Annotated in this window: 14 protein-coding genes, 4 tRNA genes, 3 rRNA genes and 1 riboswitch; of the genes, 5 read left to right on the forward strand and 16 right to left on the reverse strand. The window is 54.5% G+C overall.

The genetic code is table 11. The features are described 5' to 3' along the window. The first annotated feature begins 92 nt into the window (after positions 1-92). Positions 93-1,613: a YifB family Mg chelatase-like AAA ATPase gene (locus tag O1724_RS22480; RefSeq protein WP_126297342.1), complete on the forward strand. Its 1,521-nt coding sequence runs from the start codon at positions 93-95 to the stop codon at positions 1,611-1,613. A gap of 29 nt (positions 1,614-1,642) precedes the next feature. On the opposite strand, the gene O1724_RS22485 is transcribed toward O1724_RS22480, so the two are convergent. After that, positions 1,643-1,981, reverse strand: coding sequence for a MaoP family protein (locus tag O1724_RS22485; RefSeq protein ID WP_006808641.1), 339 nt, complete (start codon positions 1,979-1,981; stop codon positions 1,643-1,645). Between the two features lie 118 nt (positions 1,982-2,099). Here O1724_RS22485 and hdfR point away from each other — a divergent pair, with 118 nt between their 5' ends. Continuing rightward, positions 2,100-2,921, forward strand: coding sequence for an HTH-type transcriptional regulator HdfR (gene hdfR / locus O1724_RS22490; protein ID WP_126297341.1), 822 nt, complete (start codon positions 2,100-2,102; stop codon positions 2,919-2,921). A 101-nt stretch (positions 2,922-3,022) separates the two neighbouring features. Here the strand turns inward: hdfR and O1724_RS22495 are convergent. From O1724_RS22495 to btuB, 9 genes are all read right to left on the reverse strand, one after another. Beyond that, a tRNA-Trp gene (locus O1724_RS22495) sits at positions 3,023-3,098 on the reverse strand. A 52-nt stretch (positions 3,099-3,150) separates the two neighbouring features. Next, a tRNA-Asp gene (locus tag O1724_RS22500) sits at positions 3,151-3,227 on the reverse strand. 55 nt (positions 3,228-3,282) lie between these two features. Further along, positions 3,283-3,398, reverse strand: a 5S ribosomal RNA gene (gene rrf, locus O1724_RS22505). 188 nt (positions 3,399-3,586) lie between these two features. After that, a 23S ribosomal RNA gene (locus tag O1724_RS22510) occupies positions 3,587-6,491 on the reverse strand. A gap of 171 nt (positions 6,492-6,662) precedes the next feature. Beyond that, positions 6,663-6,738 (reverse strand) — tRNA-Ala (locus O1724_RS22515). Positions 6,739-6,843: 105 nt separating this feature from the next. Next, positions 6,844-6,920: transfer RNA gene (locus tag O1724_RS22520), tRNA-Ile, on the reverse strand. Positions 6,921-6,989: 69 nt separating this feature from the next. Further along, a 16S ribosomal RNA gene (locus O1724_RS22525) occupies positions 6,990-8,531 on the reverse strand. Together the 16S, 23S and 5S rRNA genes with 4 tRNA genes alongside form the textbook arrangement of a ribosomal RNA operon. A gap of 386 nt (positions 8,532-8,917) precedes the next feature. After that, positions 8,918-9,769: a glutamate racemase gene (gene murI, locus O1724_RS22530; protein WP_126297426.1), complete on the reverse strand. Its 852-nt coding sequence runs from the start codon at positions 9,767-9,769 to the stop codon at positions 8,918-8,920. Next, a complete protein-coding gene (btuB, locus tag O1724_RS22535; RefSeq protein WP_048210862.1) occupies positions 9,714-11,564 on the reverse strand; it encodes a TonB-dependent vitamin B12 receptor BtuB in 1,851 nt (616 codons plus the stop codon). The genes murI and btuB overlap by 56 nt, the downstream gene beginning before the upstream one ends. Positions 11,565-11,630: 66 nt before the next feature. Continuing rightward, positions 11,631-11,806, reverse strand: a riboswitch (cobalamin riboswitch). A 104-nt stretch (positions 11,807-11,910) separates the two neighbouring features. Here btuB and trmA point away from each other — a divergent pair. Beyond that, entirely contained in the window at positions 11,911-13,011 is a 1,101-nt protein-coding gene (gene trmA / locus O1724_RS22540; RefSeq protein ID WP_003862063.1) for a tRNA (uridine(54)-C5)-methyltransferase TrmA, read from the forward strand. A gap of 90 nt (positions 13,012-13,101) precedes the next feature. Here the strand turns inward: trmA and O1724_RS22545 are convergent, their stop codons facing one another. Together O1724_RS22545 and fabR are read right to left on the reverse strand one after the other, a co-directional pair. Continuing rightward, positions 13,102-13,461, reverse strand: a complete 360-nt coding sequence (locus O1724_RS22545) for a YijD family membrane protein (protein WP_003862061.1) — start codon at positions 13,459-13,461, stop codon at positions 13,102-13,104. Positions 13,462-13,470: 9 nt separating this feature from the next. Continuing rightward, entirely contained in the window at positions 13,471-14,109 is a 639-nt protein-coding gene (gene fabR / locus O1724_RS22550; RefSeq protein ID WP_003862059.1) for an HTH-type transcriptional repressor FabR, read from the reverse strand. A 196-nt stretch (positions 14,110-14,305) separates the two neighbouring features. Here fabR and sthA point away from each other — a divergent pair, with 196 nt between their 5' ends. Beyond that, complete coding sequence (sthA, locus tag O1724_RS22555; protein ID WP_003862057.1) at positions 14,306-15,706, forward strand: Si-specific NAD(P)(+) transhydrogenase; 1,401 nt, start codon at positions 14,306-14,308, stop codon at positions 15,704-15,706. Here the strand turns inward: sthA and oxyR are convergent. From oxyR to argC, 4 genes are all read right to left on the reverse strand, one after another. Further along, positions 15,689-16,606 (reverse strand): DNA-binding transcriptional regulator OxyR, encoded by a 918-nt coding sequence (oxyR, locus tag O1724_RS22560; protein ID WP_003862055.1) that lies wholly within the window; start codon positions 16,604-16,606, stop codon positions 15,689-15,691. The two genes, sthA and oxyR, sit on opposite strands and share 18 nt — an antisense overlap. Before the next feature lie 305 nt (positions 16,607-16,911). Continuing rightward, positions 16,912-18,285: an argininosuccinate lyase gene (gene argH / locus O1724_RS22565; RefSeq protein ID WP_003862053.1), complete on the reverse strand. Its 1,374-nt coding sequence runs from the start codon at positions 18,283-18,285 to the stop codon at positions 16,912-16,914. A gap of 105 nt (positions 18,286-18,390) precedes the next feature. Beyond that, positions 18,391-19,167, reverse strand: coding sequence for an acetylglutamate kinase (gene argB, locus O1724_RS22570; RefSeq protein ID WP_086527949.1), 777 nt, complete (start codon positions 19,165-19,167; stop codon positions 18,391-18,393). A 6-nt stretch (positions 19,168-19,173) separates the two neighbouring features. After that, positions 19,174-20,178, reverse strand: a complete 1,005-nt coding sequence (gene argC / locus O1724_RS22575) for an N-acetyl-gamma-glutamyl-phosphate reductase (protein WP_023315030.1) — start codon at positions 20,176-20,178, stop codon at positions 19,174-19,176. Positions 20,179-20,266: 88 nt separating this feature from the next. Between argC and argE the strand changes: the two genes are divergently transcribed. Further along, the gene (gene argE / locus O1724_RS22580; protein ID WP_126297428.1) at positions 20,267-21,418 is read left to right on the forward strand and encodes an acetylornithine deacetylase; all 1,152 of its coding nucleotides are present in this window, start codon (positions 20,267-20,269) and stop codon (positions 21,416-21,418) included. Positions 21,419-21,636 lie beyond the last annotated feature (218 nt).

Consider the following 21,636-nt stretch of genomic DNA (forward strand, 5'->3'; position numbering starts at 1 on the left):
GCGCTAAAAGGCTGGAACGAGCGCCGTAATTCAGGGAATTAGCGCTAAACAGGAAAAAATGATGCTGGCATAGTCACCGCCAAGGAGGGCTTATGTCACTGTCAGTTGTTTATACACGCGCGGCCATCGGCGTGAAGGCACCGCTTATTTCTGTAGAGGTTCATTTAAGTAATGGACTGCCCGGACTGACGCTGGTCGGCTTACCAGAAACGACCGTTAAAGAGGCGAGGGATCGCGTGCGCAGCGCAATTATTAATAGCGGTTATGCTTTTCCGGCGAAGAAGATCACCATCAACCTTGCGCCCGCCGATTTGCCAAAGGAGGGAGGACGATATGATTTACCTATTGCTATAGCGCTTCTCGCGGCTTCTGAACAGCTCAATACGCCAGGGCTAAGCTCGTGCGAGTTCGTGGGAGAATTAGCGCTTACAGGCGCGTTAAGAGGCGTTCCCGGAGCAATCTCGGGTGCGCTTGAAGCCATACGCGCGGGAAGACAAATCATTGTGGCCAATGAAAATGCCTCTGAAGTTAGCCTTATTGCCGAAAAGGGGTGTCTTGTCGCGGGACATTTGCAGGAGGTTTGCGCCTGGCTGGAAGGCCGACACGAGCTTGCCGAGCCGCAGGAGAATGACGAGGTAGCGCCAGATTCGCCCGAGGATCTCAGCGATATTATGGGTCAGGAACAGGGTAAACGGGCGTTAGAGATAACGGCCGCGGGTGGGCATAACCTGTTACTGATAGGTCCGCCAGGCACGGGGAAAACGATGCTGGCGAGCAGATTGAGCGGCCTGTTGCCACCCCTCAATAATCACGAAGCGCTGGAAAGCGCCGCGATATTTAGCCTGGTCAGTTCTACGTCGCTGCATAAACAGTGGCGCCGCCGTCCTTTCCGCTCTCCACACCACAGTGCGTCTCTTACCGCGATGGTGGGCGGGGGTTCGATCCCCGGGCCGGGTGAAATCTCACTGGCGCACAACGGCATTCTGTTTCTGGATGAATTGCCAGAATTTGAACGCCGCGTGCTGGATGCATTGCGGGAGCCGATTGAATCCGGCGAAATCCATTTGTCTCGTACACGGGCCAAAATAAGCTACCCTGCGCAGTTTCAGCTGGTCGCCGCGATGAACCCTAGCCCTACGGGTCATTATCAGGGCAATCATAACCGCTGTACGCCGGAGCAGACACTGCGCTATCTGAGTAAGCTGTCCGGCCCCTTCCTCGACCGTTTTGATTTATCTCTCGAGATCCCCCTGCCCCCGCCCGGTCTGCTGAGGCAAACCGGTATTAAGGGCGAAAGCTCAGCAACTGTGCTTGAACGGGTTATTGCGGCACAGGCGCGGCAGTATGTTCGTCAGAACAGGCTGAATGCCCGGCTGGATAACAGCGGGATCCGACAGTTTTGTTCTCTCAACGCTGAAGATGCGGGCTGGCTGGAAGAGACACTGACGCGGTTTGGGCTATCCATTCGCGCGTGGCAGCGTTTGTTGAAAGTTGCGCGCACGGTCGCCGACGTGGAGGGCTGCCCCGGAATAGAGAGGCGGCATTTGCAGGAGGCATTAAGTTACCGTGCGATCGATCGGCTGCTGTTGCATCTGCAAAAAATGCTGGCGTAAAAAAAAAGGGGCCGTAGCCCCTTCTCTTCTTAATCGTCAGACTCGGTGTAGTCTTCTGCACCTTCCATCTGCGGCTTGCCGCCAGACAGCGTATGGAAACGCTTAGGACGCTTAATGCGAGCCATATACTTAATCCATACACGTTCTGCATCAGATTGCGGCTCACGCTCACCACGGCAAACAGAGACAAACTGTTTTTCATCTTCGGTTGCCGGTTCACGTTTACCCAGATCCAGCTCGTTAAAGGCATAACCATGGCGCTCAAGAAGTTGAGCTTCTTTGATAGTGAAATCGCCGTGACGAGAGAACCCGCGCGGATAATGTTTATTGTCGAAAAAACGATTAGTCGTCGTAAAGCTTTCCGCCATCCTACACGCTCCTAATTCTTTGGCCGAGCTATTTATGGCGCGGAGTATTAGTTACGCTTGACAGAGTGTAAAACAAAACATTTAAATCATAACGACAAATAATTTTGCGGAGAAAGATGTGGATACGGAATTGCTAAAAACTTTCCTCGAAGTGAGCAGAACGCGACACTTTGGGCGAGCAGCTGAAGCCCTCTACCTGACGCAGTCAGCAGTCAGTTTTCGTATTCGACAGCTGGAAAATCAACTGGGTGTGAACCTTTTTACCCGCCATCGCAACAATATTCGTTTAACCCCGGCCGGTGAAAAGCTATTGCCTTATGCAGAAACCCTGATGAATACCTGGCAGGCAGCGCGGAAGGAGGTTGCGCACACCTCCCGGCATAATGAATTCTCGATCGGTGCCAGCGCTTCACTATGGGAATGCATGCTCAGCCAGTGGCTTATGCGGCTATATCGCTCACACAACCATCTGCAATTTGAGGCGAGGATTGCGCAACGCCAGTCGCTGGTTAAGCAACTCCACGAGCGGCAGCTTGATCTCCTGATCACCACAGAAGCGCCCAAGATGGACGAATTTAGCAGCCAGATTGTTGGACAGTTTAGCCTGGCGCTCTATGCATCCGAGCCTGCAATGATGAAGGCCGACCTGAATTATTTACGCCTGGAATGGGGGCCTGATTTTCAGCAGCACGAGACGGGGTTAATTGCCAGCGATGATATCCCGCAACTCACGACAAGCTCTGCGGAGATCGCATGCCAGCATCTTCCCGCATTGAAAGGCTGTACATGGTTACCTGTTCGCTGGGCGGATAATAAACCCGCACTCCATGTTGTCACCGATTCGACAACGCTCTCCAGGCCGCTGTATGCCATTTGGCTGCAAAACAGCGATAAGCAGTCGCAGATAAAAGATCTGTTAAAAACCAGCGTACTGGATTAACGCAAAAGCCTGCGGAAACGCAGGCTGCTTATTTCTTCAGGAAGATGTTGAGCTGTTTTGCAGGCAAAAAAAAATCCTTTGCCGAAGCAAAGGATTCTATATGGCAGGGGCGGAGAGACTCGAACTCGCGACACCCGGTTTTGGAGACCGGTGCTCTACCAACTGAGCTACGCCCCTAAAGTTTTTGCCATTAAGCCTGCCGAAAGGGCAGGCTTAATGTCTTAATAAGTGGCGGAACGGACGGGACTCGAACCCGCGACCCCCTGCGTGACAGGCAGGTATTCTAACCGACTGAACTACCGCTCCACCGAATACTTCTGTAACCACCGGATTCATGCACCGGCTTACTACTTAATTTGATGCCTGGCAGTTCCCTACTCTCACATGGGGAGACCCCACACTACCATCGGCGCTACGGCGTTTCACTTCTGAGTTCGGCATGGGGTCAGGTGGGACCACCGCGCTACAGCCGCCAGGCAAATTCTTGTGCTCTGTCCTGTGTCTTTCGCACTGATACTGCGTTGGCTGCTCTCGTAAAGTCAGTCACATACCTCAGTATGCTCCTTCCTTTCCTTCGTTTGCCGCCTTGTCTCAGCGCAAAATCCTTCGGACTCTGAATCTAAGCTGAAAATTCTGTCTCTTCGCCAAAACATCTTCGGCGTTGTAAGGTTAAGCCTCACGGTTCATTAGTATCGGTTAGCTCAACGCATCGCTGCGCTTACACACCCGACCTATCAACGTCGTCGTCTTCAACGTTCCTTCAGGAGACTCAAGGTCTCAGGGAGAACTCATCTCGGGGCAAGTTTCGTGCTTAGATGCTTTCAGCACTTATCTCTTCCGCATTTAGCTACCGGGCAGTGCCATTGGCATGACAACCCGAACACCAGTGATGCGTCCACTCCGGTCCTCTCGTACTAGGAGCAGCCCCCCTCAATTCTCCAGCGCCCACGGCAGATAGGGACCGAACTGTCTCACGACGTTCTAAACCCAGCTCGCGTACCACTTTAAATGGCGAACAGCCATACCCTTGGGACCTACTTCAGCCCCAGGATGTGATGAGCCGACATCGAGGTGCCAAACACCGCCGTCGATATGAACTCTTGGGCGGTATCAGCCTGTTATCCCCGGAGTACCTTTTATCCGTTGAGCGATGGCCCTTCCATTCAGAACCACCGGATCACTATGACCTGCTTTCGCACCTGCTCGCGCCGTCACGCTCGCAGTCAAGCTGGCTTATGCCATTGCACTAACCTCCTGATGTCCGACCAGGATTAGCCAACCTTCGTGCTCCTCCGTTACTCTTTGGGAGGAGACCGCCCCAGTCAAACTACCCACCAGACACTGTCCGCAACCCGGATCACGGGTCTACGTTAGAACACCAGCCATTAAAGGGTGGTATTTCAAGGATGGCTCCACGCAGACTGGCGTCCACGCTTCAAAGCCTCCCACCTATCCTACACATCAAGGACCAGTGTTCAGTGTCAAGCTATAGTAAAGGTTCACGGGGTCTTTCCGTCTTGCCGCGGGTACACTGCATCTTCACAGCGAGTTCAATTTCACTGAGTCTCGGGTGGAGACAGCCTGGCCATCATTACGCCATTCGTGCAGGTCGGAACTTACCCGACAAGGAATTTCGCTACCTTAGGACCGTTATAGTTACGGCCGCCGTTTACCGGGGCTTCGATCAAGAGCTTCGCGTTGCCGCTAACCCCATCAATTAACCTTCCGGCACCGGGCAGGCGTCACACCGTATACGTCCACTTTCGTGTTTGCACAGTGCTGTGTTTTTAATAAACAGTTGCAGCCAGCTGGTATCTTCGACTGATTTCAGCTCCGCCCGCAGGGGCTTCACCTACCTATCAGCGTGCCTTCTCCCGAAGTTACGGCACCATTTTGCCTAGTTCCTTCACCCGAGTTCTCTCAAGCGCCTTGGTATTCTCTACCTGACCACCTGTGTCGGTTTGGGGTACGATTTCGTGTTACCTGATGCTTAGAGGCTTTTCCTGGAAGCAGGGCATTTATCACTTCAGCACCGTAGTGCCTCGTCATCACACCTCAGCGTTAACAAGGTACCGGATTTACCTGGAACCTCCGCCTACATGCTTAAACCGGGACAACCGTCGCCCGGCTGACATAGCCTTCTCCGTCCCCCCTTCGCAGTAACACCAAGTACAGGAATATTAACCTGTTTCCCATCGACTACGCCTTTCGGCCTCGCCTTAGGGGTCGACTCACCCTGCCCCGATTAACGTTGGACAGGAACCCTTGGTCTTCCGGCGAGCGGGCTTTTCACCCGCTTTATCGTTACTTATGTCAGCATTCGCACTTCTGATACCTCCAGCATGCCTCACAGCACACCTTCAACGGCTTACAGAACGCTCCCCTACCCAACAACACATAGTGTCGCTGCCGCAGCTTCGGTGCATGGTTTAGCCCCGTTACATCTTCCGCGCAGGCCGACTCGACCAGTGAGCTATTACGCTTTCTTTAAATGATGGCTGCTTCTAAGCCAACATCCTGGCTGTCTGTGCCTTCCCACATCGTTTCCCACTTAACCATGACTTTGGGACCTTAGCTGGCGGTCTGGGTTGTTTCCCTCTTCACGACGGACGTTAGCACCCGCCGTGTGTCTCCCGTGATAACATTCTTCGGTATTCGTAGTTTGCATCGGGTTGGTAAGCCGGGATGGCCCCCTAGCCGAAACAGTGCTCTACCCCCGAAGATGAGTTCACGAGGCGCTACCTAAATAGCTTTCGGGGAGAACCAGCTATCTCCCGGTTTGATTGGCCTTTCACCCCCAGCCACAGGTCATCCGCTAATTTTTCAACATTAGTCGGTTCGGTCCTCCAGTTAGTGTTACCCAACCTTCAACCTGCCCATGACTAGATCACCGGGTTTCGGGTCTATACCCTGCAACTTAACGCCCAGTTAAGACTCGGTTTCCCTTCGGCTCCCCTATACGGTTAACCTTGCTACAGAATATAAGTCGCTGACCCATTATACAAAAGGTACGCAGTCACCCCATAAAGAGGCTCCCACTGCTTGTACGTACACGGTTTCAGGTTCTTTTTCACTCCCCTCGCCGGGGTTCTTTTCGCCTTTCCCTCACGGTACTGGTTCACTATCGGTCAGTCAGGAGTATTTAGCCTTGGAGGATGGTCCCCCCATATTCAGACAGGATACCACGTGTCCCGCCCTACTCTTCGAGTTCACAACCTGTGCATTTTCGTGTACGGGACTATCACCCTGTACCGTCGGACTTTCCAGACCGTTCCACTAACACACAAGCTGATTCAGACTCCGGGCTGCTCCCCGTTCGCTCGCCGCTACTGGGGGAATCTCGGTTGATTTCTTTTCCTCGGGGTACTTAGATGTTTCAGTTCCCCCGGTTCGCCTCGTTAACCTATGTATTCAGTTAACGATAGTGCAACGAATTGCACTGGGTTTCCCCATTCGGACATCGCCGGGTCAAAGGTTCATATCACCTCGCCGGCGCTTTTCGCAGATTAGCACGTCCTTCATCGCCTCTGACTGCCAGGGCATCCACCGTGTACGCTTAGTCGCTTAACCTCACAACCCGAAGATGTTTCACTTCATGGTTGCGAAAATTTGAGAGACTCGAACACACATGAGCTGTGTGTCGTTTCAATTTTCAGCTTGATCCAGATTTTTAAAGAGCAAAACTTCGCAGTGCACCTTTTCAGGTTCACTCTGAAGTTTTCTTGTGTTCGCAGTAAAAGATGGTGGAGCTATGCGGGATCGAACCGCAGACCTCCTGCGTGCAAGGCAGGCGCTCTCCCAGCTGAGCTATAGCCCCATCGTAGTCACCTCTGTACCGGTAATTTTTGTTGAGGCAAGGCGTGGTGACACGAAGCATACTCAGGTATGTGAGTGTCGCCGCAACGCAGCATCAGCAAAAATTTGGTAGGCCTGAGTGGACTTGAACCACCGACCTCACCCTTATCAGGGGTGCGCTCTAACCACCTGAGCTACAAGCCTGTAGAGGTTTTTACTGCTGTTTTTCATCAGACAATCTGTGTGGACACTACAAAGGCAGGTTCTTTAAGGTAAGGAGGTGATCCAACCGCAGGTTCCCCTACGGTTACCTTGTTACGACTTCACCCCAGTCATGAATCACAAAGTGGTAAGCGCCCTCCCGAAGGTTAAGCTACCTACTTCTTTTGCAACCCACTCCCATGGTGTGACGGGCGGTGTGTACAAGGCCCGGGAACGTATTCACCGTGGCATTCTGATCCACGATTACTAGCGATTCCGACTTCATGGAGTCGAGTTGCAGACTCCAATCCGGACTACGACGCACTTTATGAGGTCCGCTTGCTCTCGCGAGGTCGCTTCTCTTTGTATGCGCCATTGTAGCACGTGTGTAGCCCTACTCGTAAGGGCCATGATGACTTGACGTCATCCCCACCTTCCTCCAGTTTATCACTGGCAGTCTCCTTTGAGTTCCCGGCCTAACCGCTGGCAACAAAGGATAAGGGTTGCGCTCGTTGCGGGACTTAACCCAACATTTCACAACACGAGCTGACGACAGCCATGCAGCACCTGTCTCAGAGTTCCCGAAGGCACCAAAGCATCTCTGCTAAGTTCTCTGGATGTCAAGAGTAGGTAAGGTTCTTCGCGTTGCATCGAATTAAACCACATGCTCCACCGCTTGTGCGGGCCCCCGTCAATTCATTTGAGTTTTAACCTTGCGGCCGTACTCCCCAGGCGGTCGACTTAACGCGTTAGCTCCGGAAGCCACGCCTCAAGGGCACAACCTCCAAGTCGACATCGTTTACGGCGTGGACTACCAGGGTATCTAATCCTGTTTGCTCCCCACGCTTTCGCACCTGAGCGTCAGTCTTTGTCCAGGGGGCCGCCTTCGCCACCGGTATTCCTCCAGATCTCTACGCATTTCACCGCTACACCTGGAATTCTACCCCCCTCTACAAGACTCTAGCCTGCCAGTTTCGAATGCAGTTCCCAGGTTGAGCCCGGGGATTTCACATCCGACTTGACAGACCGCCTGCGTGCGCTTTACGCCCAGTAATTCCGATTAACGCTTGCACCCTCCGTATTACCGCGGCTGCTGGCACGGAGTTAGCCGGTGCTTCTTCTGCGGGTAACGTCAATCGCTGTGGTTATTAACCACAACGCCTTCCTCCCCGCTGAAAGTACTTTACAACCCGAAGGCCTTCTTCATACACGCGGCATGGCTGCATCAGGCTTGCGCCCATTGTGCAATATTCCCCACTGCTGCCTCCCGTAGGAGTCTGGACCGTGTCTCAGTTCCAGTGTGGCTGGTCATCCTCTCAGACCAGCTAGGGATCGTCGCCTAGGTGAGCCGTTACCCCACCTACTAGCTAATCCCATCTGGGCACATCCGATGGCAAGAGGCCCGAAGGTCCCCCTCTTTGGTCTTGCGACGTTATGCGGTATTAGCTACCGTTTCCAGTAGTTATCCCCCTCCATCAGGCAGTTTCCCAGACATTACTCACCCGTCCGCCACTCGTCAGCGAAGCAGCAAGCTGCTTCCTGTTACCGTTCGACTTGCATGTGTTAGGCCTGCCGCCAGCGTTCAATCTGAGCCATGATCAAACTCTTCAATTTAAAAGTTTGATGCTCAATGAATTAAACTTCGTAATGAATTACGTGTTCACTCGTTGAGACTTGGTATTCATTTTTCGTCCGAGGACGTTAAGAATCCATGTCACTTTGAGTGCCCACACAGATTGTCTGATAAATTGTTAAAGAGCAGTTGCAACGCGGCTTTCAGCTCATCGTTGCGAGGTCCCGTATATTACGTTTTCCTCATTCAGAGTCAAGCAATTATTTTCACTTTTCTCTGTTGGCGTTCATCTCTGAACCCCGCTGTCCCGGCGGCTTGTAAGCCGTTGTTCCGTGTCAGTGGAGGCGCATTATAGGGAGTTCTCAGACGTTGACAACCCCTCTTTGAAAAAAAACGTTCAACCGTCTCTTTTTTGCTCAAAACCGTGCTACAGCGCCAGTTTTTTGAGCGTTTCGAAGCCATAACGACGTAAAACGGGCAAAAGTTGTTCGGTTTCTTTTGTTATCGCCATACAAAAAGCGATGTTCGCATCCGCGGATTTCGCATCCGGCGCCTCGTGTTCCAGCAACCAGGCCGTCCGACGCGCAATCGCAGCACCGGAATCCACCAGCCGGGTCCCTTCAGGCAGAACCTTTAACAGCTCTTCCTGTAATAGCGGGAAATGGGTGCAGCCGAGAACAACCGTATCCGGTGGTTCCTGCATCCGCAGCCATGGACGCAGAATACGACGCAGCTCTTCAAGCGATACCGTCTCGCCGTGCAGTTTCGCTTCCGCCATTTCCACCAGCTCCGCGGAGCCGAGCATGGCGATCTGGCATTCATTGGCAAAGCGCTCAATAAGCTCACGCGTATAAGGACGTTTTACCGTACCGCGCGTAGCCAGCAACCCCACAATGCCGTTCGCCGTCAGACGCGCCGCAGGTTTGATTGCCGGAACAACGCCCACAACCGGGAACGGGAATTTTTCGCGCAGGGCAGGAAGAGAGACCGTGCTTGCCGTATTACAGGCAATGACCGCCAGCGCCAGGGGATAACGCTTTTGTACCGCGGTGACGATTTCAACCACACGCTCAACAATAAAGTCTTCACTCTTTTCCCCATACGGGAACGCGACGTTATCGAAGGCGTAGATGTAATGGAGATCCGGCAGGAGCTGCCGAATCTCATCATAGACCGAAAGCCCACCGACGCCGGAATCAAACACCAGCACGGTGGGACGCGGATCAGAAGGTGTAGCTGCCAGACAAGGTGTATTCCCGTCCTGCAGTTTGGTAGCCATAAACTGTCTCGTAATCTTTATCGAACAGGTTGGCTATTTTACCACGAACTGTGAGATGAGAGGTGACGGGATATGAAACCGCGACGTCCCACAGGCTGACGCCGCCCATTTTCACGCGTTCTGTTGCATAGGTATTCGGATCAACGGCAACGTCATAGCGAGTGCCCAGATAACGGTACGCCAGATTCCAGTCGAGATCCCACACCTGCCAGTCAAGCTGATACTTAACCTGCTGCTTTGAGCGACGTGCCAGGACTTCGTTGGTTTTCGCATTGCGCGGGTCAACGTAGTCATAGGAAATTTGGTGCCCTACCGGTCCGGTATCGAACTGCGCCGTCACCTCAATCCCTTTGATGCGAGCCTCATCCACGTTGTAATAACGGTAGGTCCGCGGGTCGCTGTTAATCAGGTTATCAATATCATTACGATAACCCGTCACGCGCCAGTTTACCGGCCCCGTCAGACCTTCAAAGCCGCCTTCCCACTGCTTACTCTCTTCTGGCTTCAGATCCGGATTACCGTAATCTTTACTGTGGATCTGGCTCATGGTCGGTGCTTTATACGCTGTACCGTAAGAACCGATGATGCGATACCCCTCGATGAACTCCCATGCGGCGCTGGTCTGCCAGGTGGCGTGATTGCCAAAATTAGAGTTATCGTCATTACGCGCCGCCGCTTCCAGCGTCACGCTGTTGAACTGCTGCATCGCCGAAAGGAACACGCCGGTATTACGTTGTTCGTAACCTTTTTCCAGATAGCCCGTACCCGCCTGGGTTTTCTGCTTCTGCCAGTCCAGACCCGCGCCGATATTGCCGTGCCCCACTTCAACCGTATTCAGCCACTGGGTGGTGTACTGCTTCACGTCATCCATGGTTGCGGAGTCAGCGTAGCGGCCTTTTTTCGGATCATAGTTCTGATCTTTGCTACGGCCATACCCTGCCACCAGCTGTGACTGGAAAATACCCTGGTTATAGCGCAACCCGGTGTCCCAGTTCTGGCTGTAAACCTGACGCGTGTCCGGCCGCCCATCAATGCCGGTCGCGCCATAGTGATCGTAACCGTCATACGCGGAGCGGTTATCGTAGCCAAAACCACGGACGAATCCGCTGACGCTGTCGGTAAACTGCTGCTCCACCGAGCCAAACAGCGATTTACTCATAAAACCATCGCGGTCTGGCTGGCGCGGGGCATCTTTTGCGGCAATATCAAAACCACGGGTATAGGTATAATCACCGGCCATGGTGATTTTGGTTTTATCGAACACCTGCTGGAAGGCACCGTTATAGTTTTGATACCCCTTTGAACCGACACCCGCAGAAATTTCCGCACCCGGCTTGTCGCGCCCGGTAATGATGTTAATCACACCGCCAATCGCGTCGGAGCCATACAGCGCCGAACGTGGGCCGCGAATGTACTCAATACGCTGAATCAGCGACGTCGGAATTTGGCTTAAATCGGGAACGTTGCTGATCCCGGCATTATTCAGAGGGATACCATCAATCAGTACCAGAACATGGCGGGATTCCGTACCGCGAATAAACGTTGAAGAGGTCGACCCCATCCCGCCGCTTTGTGCGATGTCCACACCCGGCAGGCGTGACATGATTTCCACAACACTCGTTGCCTGCCAGCGTTCAATATCCTCACGCGTCACGACGGAGGTCGGAGCCAGAACGGTTTTTGCTGGTTGTTCGAAACGGTTTGCTGTCACCACCAACGAGTCGGCGCTTTCCTGCGCCCAGCCCGAAAATGCCGTGACGGAAAACACCGTCAACAGCGATACTTTTTTAATCATTGTTAAAGCATCCACAATATAAGAAGGATGCCGCAGGCCTCACCGATAGCACGCGATGATGAAACCAAATGCGACGTGATCCCGGCAGGTCTTCGGGCTGGGTGGCGTTATACGGATGAAGACTTCCCATTTTCACAGTGTCTACAACTCTCATCCCGCCAGTCTTTACCGCTGCGCGTCAGCTCCAGATTTGCACTGGATTCCCTTTTCACTCTAAGGAGACCGGAAACAGAATGCTACAATTAGACACGTATAGATGTCCAGATAGCTATTAGCCATTAAATCTGGACATCCACTGCACAATCCCTACAATCCCCGCGTAATTCTTTATCACTCAGGACGCATCATGACCCCCGAACACCTCCCGACAGAACAGTACGACGCACAGCTGGCAGAAAAAGTTGTCCGCCTGCAAAGTATGATGACGCCTTTCAACGCGCCCGTTCCCGAGGTGTTTCGTTCTCCGGTCAGCCACTACCGTATGCGCGCTGAGTTCCGCATCTGGCACGATGGCGATGACCTGTACCACATCATTTTCGATCAGCAGACGAAATCCCGTATTCGCGTAGACAGTTTTCCGGCGGCGAGTGAGCTTATCAACCAGCTGATGACGCTGATGATCGACGGTGTGCGCAACAATCCGGTACTGCGCAACAAGCTGTTCCAGATTGACTACCTGACCACCCAAAGCAATCAGGCCATTGTTTCTCTGCTCTATCACAAAGCACTGACTGACGAGTGGCGCGAGCAGGCAGAAGCCCTGCGCGATGCGCTGCGCGCGCAGAATATCAACGTGCACCTGATTGGCCGCGCGACCAAAACCAAAATCATGCTGGACCAGGATTACATCGACGAGCGTCTGCCGGTGGCAGGAAAAGAGATGGTTTACCGTCAGGTGGAGAACAGCTTCACCCAGCCGAATGCCGCCATGAACGTGCAGATGCTGGAGTGGGCGTTGAAGGCGACGGAAGGGTCTAAGGGCGATCTGCTGGAACTCTACTGCGGTAACGGCAACTTCTCGCTGGCGCTGGCGCGTAACTTCGAACGCGTGCTGGCGACGGAAATCGCCAAACCGTCGGTGGCAGCCGCGCAGTACAACATCGCCGCTAACCATATTGATAACGTACAAATTATTCGTATGGCGGCAGAAGAGTTTACCCAGGCGATGAACGGCGTACGCGAGTTTAACCGCCTGCAAGGGATTGATTTGAAGAGCTACCAGTGTGAGACAATTTTTGTCGATCCGCCGCGCAGTGGCCTGGACAGCGAAACCGAGAAGATGGTGCAGGCGTACCCGCGTATTTTGTACATCTCCTGTAACCCGGAGACGCTGTGCAAGAATCTGGAAACATTGAGCCAGACGCACAAGGTTGAACGTCTGGCGCTGTTCGATCAGTTCCCGTATACGCACCATATGGAGTGCGGCGTACTGCTTACTGCACGATAATCTTTAGGCCGGATAAGCGTAGCGCCATCCGGCATTTTTTGGCAGGTGGCGCTTCGCTTACCTGCCCTACAACGACTACAAAACCCTTCTCTACTCCGGCAACTCGCTCTTGCGGCTACGCATGCGAGAGCCAATCCAGAACACCAGCGCCACAGACAGTACCGCAGGCAGGAAGTTAGAGCCAATATCCGGATACTCCGCGCGCACCACCGTGCTATAAAGCAATACACCCAGAATAAAACAGGCTGCGGCCAGTCCCGGTAACCCAACTGGCATCGTGCGGTTCAGATAACGTTGATGCAGGCAGTACACCGTCAGCACCAGCGCGATAATCGGGAAAATCGAGAACGGTACAATTGAGCTGAAAACCGCCGCAAACGTACCATTAATGGATAAGCCAGCGATCAATGCCAGCAACAGCGTTCCTTTATCCTGACCTGACTGTTTCATTACTCACCTTCACTCATCGTTTTGATGTGCCAACTTCTCTTGTTCACGGCGATACCAGTAGTACGCACCTTTAGAAATCATCCGAAGCTGCAATACCAGTCGCTCTTCGAGTTGCTTACGTTGTTCAATGCTGACATCCAGCGCTTCAGCACCCGCGCTGAACACAATCGTCACCATCGCCTCAGCCTGTGCTTCAGTAAACGCACGCGGCATATGGTTTTCGAGTTCAAGATAGTCGGCAAGTTCCGCGATGAAATGCTGAATTTCACGCGCGACGGCGGCACGAAACGCGGCTGACGTTCCGGAACGCTCACGCAACAGCAGGCGAAACGCGTTAGGGTTATTGCCGATAAATTCCATAAATGTCGACACGGAAGTGCGGATCACGCTGCCGCCCTTGGCGATACGCTGACGCGCCTGACGCATAAGCTGGCGCAGCATCAAACCGCTCTCGTCGACCATGGTCAGGCCCAGTTCATCCACATCACGGAAATGACGATAGAAGGACGTTGGCGCAATCCCGGCCTCGCGCGCCACTTCACGCAGGCTCAAACTGGCAAAACTCCGCTCAGCACTCAGTTGACTGAATGCGGCTTCCACCAGCGAACGCCGGGTTTTCTCTTTTTGTTGTGCTCTTACGCCCATCACGATAGTTGAATCCTTCCAAAGGCCCGTTGGCACTATACCAGAGAATAAAATTAATCTGTTTACCTGACTTTGTGAATGATTGTTTACGCGCGGTTTGTGCTCCACTGCCCGAAAAAAGCACAACGATAATTGGGTTACCCTGGCAATGATGTTATGATTCTGTTGCTTTTATGTATAAGAACAGGTAAGCCTTGCCATGCCACATTCCTACGATTACGACGCAATAGTTATTGGTTCCGGCCCCGGCGGCGAAGGTGCTGCTATGGGTCTGGTAAAACAGGGAGCCAGAGTAGCGGTTATTGAGCGCTACCATAATGTCGGCGGCGGTTGCACCCACTGGGGCACCATCCCTTCGAAAGCCCTCCGCCACGCCGTTAGCCGCATTATCGAATTTAACCAGAACCCTCTTTACAGCGACCACTCCCGACTTCTTCGCTCCTCCTTTGCCGATATCCTGAATCACGCAGACACGGTCATTAACCAGCAGACGCGCATGCGTCAGGGTTTCTATGAGCGCAACCACTGTGAAATTCTGCAAGGGAACGCGCATTTTGTGGATGAACACACCCTGGCGCTGGAGTGCCACGACGGTTCGGTTGAGACGCTCACCGCTGAAAAATTTGTGATCGCCTGCGGCTCCCGTCCTTACCATCCGGCTGACGTGGATTTCTCGCACCCGCGCATTTACGACAGCGACTCCATCCTCAGCCTGCACCATGAGCCACGCCATGTGATCATCTACGGCGCGGGCGTGATTGGCTGCGAATATGCGTCGATTTTCAGGGGAATGGAGGTCAAAGTTGATCTGATCAACACCCGCGACCGCCTGCTGGCGTTCCTCGATCAGGAGATGTCAGATTCCCTCTCCTACCACTTCTGGAACAGCGGCGTGGTGATTCGCCACAACGAAGAGTACGAGAAAATCGAAGGCTGCGACGACGGTGTGATCATGCACCTGAAATCCGGTAAGAAGCTGAAAGCCGACTGCCTGCTGTATGCCAACGGCCGTACCGGCAATACGGATTCATTGCAGCTGGAGAATATCGGGCTTGAAACCGACAGCCGCGGTCAGCTCAAGGTCAACAGCATGTACCAGACTGCGCTGCCGCACGTTTACGCGGTCGGCGACGTGATTGGTTACCCAAGCCTGGCCTCCGCCGCTTACGATCAGGGCCGCATCGCCGCACAGGCGCTGGTGAAAGGTGAAGCGACGGCGCATCTGATTGAAGATATCCCGACGGGCATCTACACCATTCCGGAAATCAGCTCTGTCGGCAAAACCGAGCAGCAGCTGACGGCCATGAAGGTGCCTTACGAGGTGGGTCGTGCCCAGTTTAAACATCTGGCGCGGGCGCAAATCGTGGGAATGAGCGTAGGTACACTGAAGATCCTGTTCCATCGCGAGACGAAAGAGATCCTCGGTATTCACTGCTTCGGTGAACGCGCGGCGGAAATCATTCATATCGGCCAGGCGATCATGGAGCAAAAAGGTGGTGGCAACACCATTGAGTACTTCGTTAACACCACCTTTAACTACCCGACCATGGCGGAAGCTTATCGGGTCGCTGCGCTGAACGGCTTAAACCGCCTGTTTTAACGCGCTGTCAAAATGGCCATCCATCGCACCGCGGATGGCCTCTGCCAGCTGCTCATAGCGGCTGCGCAGCGGTGACCCCGGACGATAAACCAGACCAATGGTGCGACGCGGCTCCGGCTTAATACACGGCAGATAGACCACGCCATCACGTTTACGCTCGTGCGGCACCGCCAGCGCCGGCAACAGCGTAATACCGCTTCCCGCCGCCACCATATTACGCAGCGTTTCCAGGCTGGTTGCGCGGAAATGGGTATCTTCATCGGCACCCGCTTCGAAGCAGAAGCCCATCGCCTGATCGCGCAGACAGTGGCCGTCTTCCAGCATCAGCAGTTTTTCACCGGCCAGATCGGCCATCGGTACGCGATCGCGGTTCGCCCACGGGTGATCTTCATAGATCGCCAGCATCATCGGCTCATCGAACAGCGGTACTTCAATAAACGCTTCACTCTCTTTAACGAGCGCCAGAATCGCACAGTCGAGCTTACCGCTGTCTAACTGCGCCAGCAGCTGATGGGTTTGCGCTTCATGCAGGTACATTTCGAGTTTCGGGAACGTCTGGTGCAGCATCGGAATGATTTGCGGCAACAGGTACGGGCCAACGGTTGGGATCAGGCCAATATGCAGCGGGCCGGACATCGCTTCCCCCTGCTGGCTTGCCATTTCCTTGAGCACTTTGACCTCGCGCAGTACGGTGCGCGCCTGATCCACCAGCAGCAGACCTGCCTGCGTGAACAGTACTTTACGACTGGTGCGCTCCAGCAGCATCACGCCCAGCTCATCTTCCAGCTTGCGGATCTGACCGCTCAGCGTTGGCTGGCTGACATGGCAGGAGTCTGCCGCGCGGCGAAAATGGCGATGCTCAGCTAACGCTACCAGGTATTCAAGATCACGAATATTCATTATTCATCCTCCGTCGCCACGATAGTTCATGGCGATAGATAGCATAGCAACGAACGATTATCCCTATCAAGCATTCTGTTGAATAATACATCACATAGACGAGGCGGCACGTGTTTGACCCTTGACGTCCCCGCACCGTCAGCGAGTTTCTCTCAAAACTCGAAAAACTAAAGCCAACGTGAACTTTTGCGGACCCCGTGGTCCGCTTTTTTTTGCGTAAAAAAAAGCCCAGCACTAAGCCAGGCTCCGTTTTTCTCCCTCTCCCAGTGGGAGAGGGCCGGGGTGAGGGCACCAGCCCGCACGGTTTAAACCAACCGGTTTTTCGCATCCGCAATCGCCTGCGCTACCTGCTTCGGTGACACGCCGCCTTTCGCTGCACGCTTATCCAGGCAGGATTGCAGGGCCAGAATCGGGTAGACATCATCCCCGATAACCGCGCTGAATTTTTGCAGGTCGGCAAGCGCCAGCTCTTCAAGGGCTTTACCCTGACGAATCGCTTCCACTACCGCTTCACCCACAATATGGTGCGCCTCGCGGAACGGTACGCCTTTCGCCACCAGGTAGTCCGCCAGCTCGGTAGAGTTAGCATACCCCTGCTGCGCCGCTTCCTGGCAGCGCGGACGTTTCACCTGAATGCCGTCCAGCACCAGCGCGCCCATATGCAGACAGTCCAGCCAGGTGTCGAGCGCGTCGAACAGCCCCTCTTTGTCTTCCTGCATGTCTTTGTTGTACGCCAGCGGCAGCCCTTTCAGGGTCATCATCATACCGGTCAGCGCACCCTGCACGCGGCCACATTTCCCGCGGATCAGCTCCAGCGCGTCCGGGTTTTTCTTCTGCGGCATCAGGGAGGAGCCGGACGTCACACGGTCGGACAGCTCCACAAACCCGGCTTCGCCAGAGTTAAAGAAGATCAGGTCTTCGGCAAAGCGCGACAGGTGCACCATCCCGATAGACGCATTTGAGAGCAGTTCCAGCACGTGGTCACGGTCAGAGACGCTGTCCAGACTATTGCGGGTGGCGGAGGCAAAGCCCAGCCAGCCTGCCAGCTGCTCACGGTCAATTTCATAAGCCGTACCGGCAAGCGCGCCGCTGCCCAGCGGGCTCACGTCCAGACGCTTTAAGGTATCCTGTAAACGGCTCTCATCACGCGCCAGCATCTCAACATAGGCCAGACACCAGTGCGCGAACGTCACCGGCTGCGCGCGTTGCAGGTGGGTATAACCCGGCATCACCGCGTCCTGATTGTTCTGCGCGGTGTCCACCAGCGCGCCCTGCAACTGACGATTCGCCGCCAGCAGTTCGCCGACGGTCTCTTTGCACCACAGCTTCAGGTCGGTCGCCACCTGGTCATTACGGCTACGCCCGGTATGGAGCTTTTTACCCAACTGGCCGACTTTGTCGATCAGTTTGCCTTCCACCCAGCTGTGAATATCTTCAGCATCGCTCTGGAGGATTTGCTGCGGATCCAGACGCACCTCTTCCAGCAGATTGTTCAGCGCCTCTTCCAGCTGCTGCTGTTCGTCTGCGGTCAGCACGCCAACGGTCACCAGCGCTTTGGACCAGGCCACAGAGCCGACAATATCCTGTTCGGCCAGGCGGTAGTCGAAGCGCAAAGAGTCGTTGAACTGTTTGAACCGCTGATCCGCTGCCTGTGTAAAACGCCCACCCCAAAGTGCCATAACGAATTTCCTTAATGATGATATTTTTGCCCGGTGGCGCTGCGCTTACCGGGCCTACAAAATTCACGTAGGCCGGATAAGCAAAGCGCCATCCGGCACAGAAACTTAAGCCAGAATACGCGTACCAATCGGCGTACCGTTAAACAGCGCCGGGAGTTGCTCCGCGTGCCGCCAGGAGGCGATATCCACCGGGCGACCCAACGTGCGGGCCGCATCCAGCGCCGCATTCACTTTAACAATCATGCCGTCGGTGATAATGCCTTGATCGATCAGCTGCTCGGCTTTTGCGGCGGTCATTTCCGCAATACGCTGGCCTTTGCCGTCCAGTATGCCGCTCACGTCGGAGAGCAGGATCAGGTCTGCGCCCAGCGTGGCCGCCAGCGCGGTTGCCGCCTGGTCAGCGTTAACGTTCATCAGCTCGCCCTCTTCGGTCACGCCGATTGAGCTCACCACCGGCAGGAAACCGCCTTCCAGCAGGGTGTTAATCAGCTTAGGCGAACCCGGCTGCGCCAGTCCAACATGGCCAAGCTCTTCGTCGAGCTGGGTCACTTTCACGCTATCGCCATCGCCCAGACAGAGGCCAACGGAGGCGATATGGTGCTTCTTCGCCCAGGCCAGCAGCGTTTTGTTCGCCGTGCCCGCCAGCGCGCCGGTAATGATGTCAATCTGGTCGGCAGGCGTCACGCGCAGGCCATTTTTCTTTTTCACCGGCAGGTTGAGCCCTTTCATCAGCTCATCCACCACACAGCCGCCGCCGTGCACAATCACCAGCGGACGTTGGTGTGATTCACGATAGTTCACCAGTGCGTTAAACAGGCGCTCCAGCGCTTCTTCGCTGTCCAGCAGTACACCACCGAGTTTGATAATTAATGGATTCATCATCACACCTTAAATAAGAGCCTGCGTTTCAGGGAAGCCGAAACGAATATTTGCACACTGCATTGCCTGTGCGGCAGCGCCTTTGAGTAGGTTATCTTCTGCTGCCACCACGATGAGATGCTCACCCTGCACGGCAAAGCCGATATCGCAGAACGGCAGGCCGACCACATTTTTCAGCGCCGGCACGCCTTTGTCGTACAGGCGCACCAGCGGTTTGTCCGCATACGCCTGCGTGAAGACCTCGTTCACCTGTTCTTTGGTCACACCCGGCTTCAGGCGGCAGGTAATGGTTTCGAGGATCCCGCGCGGGAAGCTGCCCAGATGCGGGGTGAAAATGACGTCCGCGCCCAGATGCGTCGTGATTTCAGGATGATGACGGTGGTTAAACACGCCATACGGCTGAAGGCTCACTTCGCAGAAGCTGTTGGAGATTGCCGCTTTGCGCCCGGCGCCGCTCACGCCGCTGGTGGCGTTGATCACCGGCCACTGGTTCAGATCCAGCAACCCGGCGTCGATCAGCGGCTTCAGGGAAAGCTGCGCCGCCGTCGGGTAGCATCCCGGAACGGCAATCAGGTTCGCTTCTTTCAGTTTATCTGCGCTCCACTCCGCCAGGCCGTACACCGCTTTTTCAAGCAGTTCCGGATGCTGGTGGGTGAAACCGTAATATTTTTCGTAGAACGCGCCGTCGTTAACGCGGAACGCGCCGGAGAGATCGAACACCACGCATCCGGCTGCCAGGAACTGCGGCGCCAGGTCGTGACTGACCTCGTGTGCGGTGGCTAAAAACACCACGTCAACGCCGTCGGTAAACTCGCTGATGTCAGACATGGGCTGCAAAGGCAAATCAACCACGCCCTTAAGCTGTGGATGCAAATCGGAAATTAACTTTCCGGCATCATTGCTTTGCGCTGACACGGTCAAAGCGGTTATGGTCATATGAGGGTGGCGATTTACGTAGCTTACAAGCTCTGCGCCCGCATAACCGCTAGCGCCTACAATCAGCGTATTCAACATCGGGTTCCTTTATGCTCAACGTTAATGTATTTTTATTCACATTTATTGCATGAATATTGATACTATCACGACCTAAGGTGTGTCAACAATGAAAATGAACTTACCGCCATTTATCGAGATTTACCGCGCCCTGATCGCCACACCCTCCATCAGCGCGACGGAAGAAGCCCTGGATCAGAGCAATGAGTCTTTAATCAATCTGCTGGCGGGTTGGTTTAGCGATCTTGGGTTTAACGTTGAGGTTCAGCCCGTCCCCGGAACACGCCACAAATTTAACCTGCTCGCCAGTACCGGACATGGCGCGGGCGGCCTGCTGCTGGCTGGGCACACTGACACCGTGCCGTTTGATGATGGCCGCTGGACGCGCGATCCGTTCACGCTGACCGAGCATGACAACAAGCTTTATGGTCTGGGCACCGCCGACATGAAAGGCTTCTTCGCCTTTATCCTCGACGCGCTGCGTGACGTGGTCGTGACGAAGCTGAAAAAACCACTCTACATTCTGGCGACCGCCGATGAAGAGACCAGCATGGCGGGCGCACGTTATTTCTCTGAAAACACATCGATTCGTCCTGACTGCGCGATCATCGGCGAACCAACCTCTCTGCAACCGATTCGGGCGCACAAAGGCCATATTTCTACCGCGGTGCGCGTACTGGGCCAGTCTGGCCACTCCAGCGATCCGGCGCGCGGCGTGAACGCCATTGAGCTGATGCATGACGCGATTGGCCGCATCATGACCCTGCGCGACGATCTGAAAGAGCGCTATCACTACGAGGCGTTCACCGTGCCTTACCCAACGCTTAACCTCGGCAGCCTGCACGGCGGTGATGCGTCCAACCGTATCTGCGCCTGCTGCGAACTGCATATGGATATCCGTCCTCTGCCGGGCATGACGCTAAGCGATCTGGATGGCTTACTGAACGAAGCGCTGGCACCGGTCAGCGAGCGCTGGCCGGGCCGTCTGACGGTCTCCGAACTGCATCCGCCGATTCCAGGCTACGAATGCCCGCCTGACCACCAGCTGGTTCAGGTGGTGGAAAAACTGCTTGGCGAGAAAACCGACGTGGTGAACTACTGCACCGAAGCGCCGTTTATTCAGACGCTGTGCCCGACGCTGGTTCTGGGCCCTGGCTCCATCAACCAGGCACACCAGCCGGACGAATATCTCGAAACCCGCTTCATCAAGCCCACCCGCGAACTCATTACCCAGGTTGTGCATCACTTCTGCTGGCATTAAAACCGCACCGAAAAGTCCCCTCTCCCTGTGGGAGAGGGTTAGGGTGAGGGCAACAAATCGCATGATCACCGTCACATTTCCATAAGCATCTCTTATCTGACGCAATGCGAATTAAATTTCGTAAATTGTCCGCATTTATTCGTCTGCTGAACCGTTTTCGCAGCAATTGACGACGGGGGTTTTACGTGGCTTTATAAAGGGAGATGACAAAATAATGT

It is taken from the genome of Enterobacter cloacae complex sp. HYC074_NIDB, from assembly GCF_056673345.1.

What these genes read in the sequence shown, in the direction of transcription:
- trmA (WP_003862063.1), top strand. Translation starts at nt 11,911, where the DNA reads ATGACCCCCGAACACCTCCCGACAGAACAGTACGACGCACAGCTGGCA.
- btuB (WP_048210862.1), bottom strand. Translation starts at nt 11,564, where the DNA reads ATGATTAAAAAAGTATCGCTGTTGACGGTGTTTTCCGTCACGGCATTT.
- O1724_RS22485 (WP_006808641.1), bottom strand. Translation starts at nt 1,981, where the DNA reads ATGGCGGAAAGCTTTACGACGACTAATCGTTTTTTCGACAATAAACAT.
- O1724_RS22480 (WP_126297342.1), top strand. Translation starts at nt 93, where the DNA reads ATGTCACTGTCAGTTGTTTATACACGCGCGGCCATCGGCGTGAAGGCA.
- sthA (WP_003862057.1), top strand. Translation starts at nt 14,306, where the DNA reads ATGCCACATTCCTACGATTACGACGCAATAGTTATTGGTTCCGGCCCC.
- argB (WP_086527949.1), bottom strand. Translation starts at nt 19,167, where the DNA reads ATGATGAATCCATTAATTATCAAACTCGGTGGTGTACTGCTGGACAGC.
- murI (WP_126297426.1), bottom strand. Translation starts at nt 9,769, where the DNA reads ATGGCTACCAAACTGCAGGACGGGAATACACCTTGTCTGGCAGCTACA.
- argE (WP_126297428.1), top strand. Translation starts at nt 20,267, where the DNA reads ATGAAAATGAACTTACCGCCATTTATCGAGATTTACCGCGCCCTGATC.
- argC (WP_023315030.1), bottom strand. Translation starts at nt 20,178, where the DNA reads ATGTTGAATACGCTGATTGTAGGCGCTAGCGGTTATGCGGGCGCAGAG.
- oxyR (WP_003862055.1), bottom strand. Translation starts at nt 16,606, where the DNA reads ATGAATATTCGTGATCTTGAATACCTGGTAGCGTTAGCTGAGCATCGC.
- O1724_RS22545 (WP_003862061.1), bottom strand. Translation starts at nt 13,461, where the DNA reads ATGAAACAGTCAGGTCAGGATAAAGGAACGCTGTTGCTGGCATTGATC.
- argH (WP_003862053.1), bottom strand. Translation starts at nt 18,285, where the DNA reads ATGGCACTTTGGGGTGGGCGTTTTACACAGGCAGCGGATCAGCGGTTC.